Origin of the sequence: Brevundimonas sp. (assembly GCF_036659295.1) — a bacterium.
Taxonomy (GTDB): Bacteria; Pseudomonadota; Alphaproteobacteria; order Caulobacterales; family Caulobacteraceae; genus Brevundimonas.
On record NZ_JAVXCU010000120.1, the window covers coordinates 1 to 5582 of the forward strand.

At 60.7% G+C, this 5582-nt stretch carries 5 protein-coding genes; 1 reads left to right on the plus strand and 4 read right to left on the minus strand.

Annotated features, from left to right (window positions below):
* Nucleotides 1-2361, minus strand: a 2361-nt coding sequence (gene topA / locus RSB01_RS13330; RefSeq protein WP_332625656.1) for a type I DNA topoisomerase, incomplete at its 3' end; no start/stop codon positions are given.
* A gap of 155 nt (nt 2362-2516) precedes the next feature.
* Between topA and RSB01_RS13335 the strand changes: the two genes are divergently transcribed.
* The gene (locus tag RSB01_RS13335) at nt 2517-2711 is read left to right on the plus strand and encodes a hypothetical protein (protein ID WP_332591607.1); all 195 of its coding nucleotides are present in this window, start codon (nt 2517-2519) and stop codon (nt 2709-2711) included.
* Nucleotides 2712-2734: 23 nt separating this feature from the next.
* Here RSB01_RS13335 and dprA read toward each other — a convergent pair whose 3' ends face one another.
* The 3 genes from dprA to pyrC form a co-directional block, all read right to left on the minus strand.
* Nucleotides 2735-3823, minus strand: a complete 1089-nt coding sequence (gene dprA, locus RSB01_RS13340; protein WP_332591606.1) for a DNA-processing protein DprA — start codon at nt 3821-3823, stop codon at nt 2735-2737.
* On the minus strand, nt 3820-4476 hold the full coding sequence (plsY, locus tag RSB01_RS13345; protein ID WP_332591605.1) for a glycerol-3-phosphate 1-O-acyltransferase PlsY: 657 nt from the start codon (nt 4474-4476) through the stop codon (nt 3820-3822). Before plsY ends, dprA begins: the two co-directional genes overlap by 4 nt.
* 15 nt (nt 4477-4491) lie before the next feature.
* A partial coding sequence (gene pyrC / locus RSB01_RS13350; protein WP_332625657.1) for a dihydroorotase occupies nt 4492-5582 on the minus strand: 1091 nt, incomplete at its 5' end.

A 5582-nucleotide genomic window follows, 5' to 3' on the forward strand; every position in this document is an offset into this window, starting at 1 on the left:
CTCGGGGTGAGCACCCAGTTCCTTGAGCGGTGCGGCGGCGGCACCACGGGCCGCACGACCTGCGCGTTTTTCGGCCAGCAGGGCCACGGCACGGTTTAGGCCAACATCGAACACCTCTTCGATGTCCGAGACATTGGCATAGGTGCCGTCGTGAGCCACGAACGGGCCAAAGCGGCCCAGACCTGCCGTGATCGGCTTGCCGTCTTCGGGGTGTTCACCCACGACGCGCGGCAGGCTGAGCAGTTTCAGCGCACGCTCCAGATCCAGAGATGCAGGCGACCATCCCTTGGGCAAGGACGAACGACGCGGCTTGCCACCTTCTTCGACGGCTTCGGTCTCTACATAGGGGCCAAAACGACCGATCTTGAGTTGCACGGTCTTGCCCGTTGCCGGATCGACACCCAGTTCGCGATCACCGCTTTGGGCACCACCTTCAGCAGCATCTGGCGAGGCCACAGGGCGGGTATATTTACAATCGGGATAGCGCGAGCAACCGATGAAGGCCCCGAAGCGGCTGGTCTTCAGGCTGAGCTGGCCTTCGTTACACACCGGGCACAGACGCGGATCGCGGCCATCACCCTTGTCTGGGAAGATGTGCGCGCCCAGCGCCTCGTTCAGATGGTCGAGAATGGCCGTGGTGCGCAGTTCGCCCGCAGCCTGTGTGGCAGCGTGGAAATCGCTCCAGAAAGAACGCAGCAGCGCCTTCCAGTCCAGTTCACCGGCCGAAACCTCGTCCAGTTGGCCTTCCAGCGCAGCGGTGAAATCGTATTCGACCCATTTGGAGAAGAACTGTTCAAGGAAGGCTGTAACCAGACGTCCCTTGTCTTCCGGATAGAAGCGGTTTTTGTCCATGCGGACATATTCGCGGTCGCGCAGGGTTGTCAGGATCGAGGCATAGGTCGACGGACGGCCAATACCCAGCTCTTCCAGTTTCTTGACCAAAGTGGCTTCCGAGAAGCGCGGGGGCGGCTCGGTGAAGTGCTGGTCGGTGCGGATAGCCTGAACCTGTGCCTTCGCGCCTTCCTTCAACGCGGGCAGGCGGCCACCTTCATCCTCGTCCTCGTCGGACGCGCCCTTCTGGCGTTCGTCGCGGCCTTCTTCATAGGCTGCGATAAAGCCGTCAAAGACCACGACCTGACCGGTTGCGCGCAGGCCGGTCTGACCGTCTGGCGTCTCGATCTCGATGGTCGTGCGGTCCATGCGCGCCGATTCCATCTGGGAGGCGATCATGCGCTTCCAGATCAGTTCGTAGAGGCGCTTGAGGTCCTGATCCAGATGTACGCTGTCGGGGTGGCGCATCATGTTGGTGGGGCGAATAGCTTCGTGCGCCTCTTGGGCGTTCTTGGCTTTAACCTTGTAGTAGCGCGGCTCGGCAGGAACATAGGCCGGACCAAAGCGCTCGGCGATGGCTTCACGGGCCTGTGCAATGCCTTCAGGCGTCACGAAGACGCCGTCGGTACGCATATAGGTGATCAGACCGCCGGTGTCGTCGACGCCTTCATACAGCTTTTGAGCGGCCTGCATGGTGCGTTGGGCGGTAAAGCCTAGTTTGCGAGCCGCTTCCTGTTGCAGGGTCGAGGTGGTGAAGGGCGGCGAAGGCGAACGCTTGGCCGGTTTCTTCTCGACAGACTTGATCGTGAAGTCGCCGCTGTCGATCGCATTACGCGCAGCGGTAGCCATTGCCTCGGACACGATGTCGAGGCGCTGGACGCGCTTGCCTTCATGTTTCACCAGACGGGTGGTGAAGGGCGGGCTGTCGGCGATCAGGTCGGCCTCGACGGACCAGTATTCCTGCGGCTTGAAGCGTTCGATCTCCATTTCGCGATCGACAACGATGCGAAGGGCAACCGACTGCACGCGGCCCGCCGAACGGGCACCCGGCAGCTTGCGCCACAGGACCGGCGACAGGTTGAAGCCCACCAGATAGTCAAGGGCACGGCGGGCCAGATAGGCCTCGACCAGTTCCATATCCAGCTGGCGCGGATTGGCCATAGCCTCGAGGACAGCCGACTTGGTGATCGCGTTGAACGTCACGCGCTCGACCGGCGTATCCTTCAGGGCCTTTTTCTTGTTCAGCACTTCTAGAACGTGCCAGCTGATCGCCTCTCCCTCGCGGTCGGGGTCGGTCGCGAGAATAACGCGGTCGGCTTTTTTAGCCTCCTCGGCGATTTCCGACAGGCGTTTAGTGGCCTTGGCGTCCACTTCCCACTGCATGGCAAAGTCATCGTCAGGCAGGACGGATCCGTCCTTCGACGGCAGGTCGCGGATATGCCCGTATGAAGCCAGGACCTTATAGTCCGGCCCCAGATACTTATTGATAGTTTTAGCCTTCGCGGGGCTCTCGACGATGACGAGATTCATGGCGCTCTATTCGAGGAAACGGGGGCGCGAACGTGGTTGCGACCGATGGATATGTCAATGCGCCTTGAAAACATCGCATGGCGCAACGTGTGTGTTGCAATAAAATACAACCCAAGGTTATATATGGCAAAGCTAGGCGTTGTGAGGGAGTGGCTATGCCGGTTTTGCGCAATCAGGTTCAAGCAGGCGAAGTACGCGATAGAGCATGTGAGACGCTGCCGACAGGCGTCACCCACATCCGTGAATATGTAGGCAGCATGTCCAGCGAACTGGCGAAGATGGCGCGCGTTCAGGGCGATGAACGGCTGGCATGTTTGCTGGAACTGGCCGCGGAAATGGCGAAGCGGTGAGGGCAAGCTCATGCCAGATAGGCTCATGCGCTCGAAACCAATCCACCGGGTAACAGGGTGGCCCGTTCCGCTAAACTCAGTTCCAGAAGTGCAGCAGCAATGGTGGCGGCCGGCACATTGAGATGACGCGATAGTTCATCTGTTGCCGTCGGAACGGGTGACAGCAGGCGCGCGATCTGTTCGATCACATCGGGTGCAGGCTTGACGATAACGGGCTCGAAATCCGCGATGACCTGTGGCTCGAACAGGGTGCGCAAAGTGGTAAAGGCCCGCTGTACGTCGTCGGCCCCTTCGCACAGGATGGCACCCTGACGTAACAGGTCGTTGGTGCCGCGCGTGCGAGGATCAAGAGGTGATCCAGGCACTGCAAACACGTCGCGATTCTGTTCTGCGGCGATACGTGCGGTAATCAGAGAGCCGGATTTCAGTTCGGCTTCCACGACGATGACGCCGCGTGTCAGGCCCGACAATATGCGGTTACGCCGTGGAAAATCTCGCGCCTGTGCCCGCATTCCCATGGGGCTTTCCGATACCAGACAGCCGGTTTCACTGATCTTGGCATGCAGCTCGGCATTCTCGGGCGGGTAGATATCGTTGATGCCGCCCCCCAGAACCGCGACAGTGCCTGTTTCCAGCGCCCCCGCATGGGCGGCGGTGTCGATCCCGCGTGCAAGGCCAGAAACGACGACGTGTCCCGCTTGACCCAGTTCGCGGGCCAGATCACGGGCAATGCGCAATCCTCCTGCCGATGCAATGCGGGCACCGACAATGGCAATCGTTTCGCCATGCAGCAGGTCTTTTCGCCCCTTCACCCACAAAACGGGCGGCGGCGGATCAATGTGTGAGAGCCGTATGGGATAGTCTGCATCACCGCACACCAGAAGCGTGGCCCCATAGGTGTGACCGGCTTCCAGCTCGGCTTCTATGGTGCGGGCATCGGGGAGATTATAGGTCGCGCGACCGCTGCGGCGGACCAGATCGGGCAGGGCGTCGATGGCGGTGATCGCACTGCCGAAGCGCTGTAAAAGCTGGGAAAAGGTGACGGGACCGATTTTTTCGGTCCGCGCCAGCCGGAGGCGGGCAAAACGCTCGACCTCCGGCAGGGCCGTCATGCTTTGACGTCTCCGGCCTTCTTCTTGCCACCGATCTTGGGTTCTTGCCCCTTGATCAGGCGTCCGATGTTTTCATGGTGCCGGAACCAGATCAGGACTGCGGCAAAGATCGCCAGAAGATAGATCGGCTTGGCGATAGGAAAGCCCATCGAGGCCACTGATGTAACGCCGATCAGAGGCGTCACCGCAGAGGCAATAAGCGCTGACAGAGACGAAATGCGGAAGGCAAAGGCGCAGATCAGCCAGATAAAAGCGGCAACCAGACCCAAGGGCCAGTGCGCGGCCAGCATCAGGCCAAAGAAGGTTGCGACACCCTTGCCACCCTTGAATTTGAGCCACACAGGATAGAGGTGGCCAAGGAAGGCCGCACCGCCGGCCAGAGCCGCGGCAACTTCGCTACCGGTAACATAACGGGCCAGAAGCAAAGCCACGGCACCCTTGCCGGCATCCAGCAACAGGGTCGCAATCGCCAGATCCTTGCGACCAGTGCGCAGCACATTGGTGGCGCCGATGTTGCCTGAACCGATATTGCGAACATCACCGGCCCCGAAGGCGCGTGTCAGCAGCACACCAAAAGGTATGGAGCCGAGCAGATAGCCCGCGATCGTGACCAGACCGAGAGTTACGAGGGCGGGGGCCGCCAAATCCTGCACTTTGATTCGCTCCTGTTAGCGCTGATCGAAGACGATGCGACCGTCGACGATGGTGAGCAAGACCTTGCCTTGCAAACGACGTCCGTCGAACGGCGAGTTTTTGGACTTGGATTTCAGCTTGGCTGCAACCACGACGATGGGCGCACCAGCATCGAACAGGATCAGGTCGGCGGGAGCACCCTCGGCAATCACGCCGCTGTCGAGGCCCAGAAGGCTGGCGGGATTCTGCGTCATCGGACGCAGCACATCGATCAGGTCGATGCCGTTATCATGGTGCAGATTGGTGACGGCGGCGGCCAGCAGGGTTTCCAGACCCACGGCACCTGGTTCGGCCTCTGCAAACGGACGGCGCTTGTTTTCCGCCGGTTCGGGACAGTGGGCAGACGTGATGATGTCGATCAAACCGTCGCGAATACCTTCGATCATGGCCTGACGGTCATCTTCGGTGCGAAGCGGCGGATCAAGGCGGTAGAAGGTGCGATAATCGCCAATGTCGATTTCGTTGAAGCACAGGTGGTTGATCGACACCGATGCAGCAACATCCAGACCGCGCGTGCGAGCGCGGGTCAGAACTTCCAGAGCACCTTCGGTCGAAATTTGGTCCACGAGGAAACGCGCACCGGTTTGCTCCACCAGAGCCAGATCGCGCTCAAGCTGGATGCGCTCGGCCAGAGCGGGCTGTCCAGACAGTCCAAGACGTGTGGCCAGCTCGCCCGCCGTCGCGACGGTACCTTGCGACAGCCACGGCTCGACCGGACGGCATGAAATCAGGGCGTTGAACGAAGCCGCATAGCTCATCACCCGTTGCAGGGTGCGGCTGTTGAGAATCACATGATCGACGTCGGTGAAATACAGCGCACCAGCTTCGTCCATCAGGCCGATTTCGGCCATGCGTTCGCCTTGGCGGCCTTGTGTAGCGGCACCGGCGGCGCGAACATGCACCAGTTCCAGAGCCGCCCCGCGTCGCTGAATATGGTCGATCGTGGCCGGGTCATCGATAGCTGGATCGGTATCGGGCTGGATGACTATGGTGGTGACGCCGCCCGCAGCCGCCGACAGGCTGGCGGATTTGAGGGTTTCTTTCGGCTCGTTGCCGGGTTCACCGG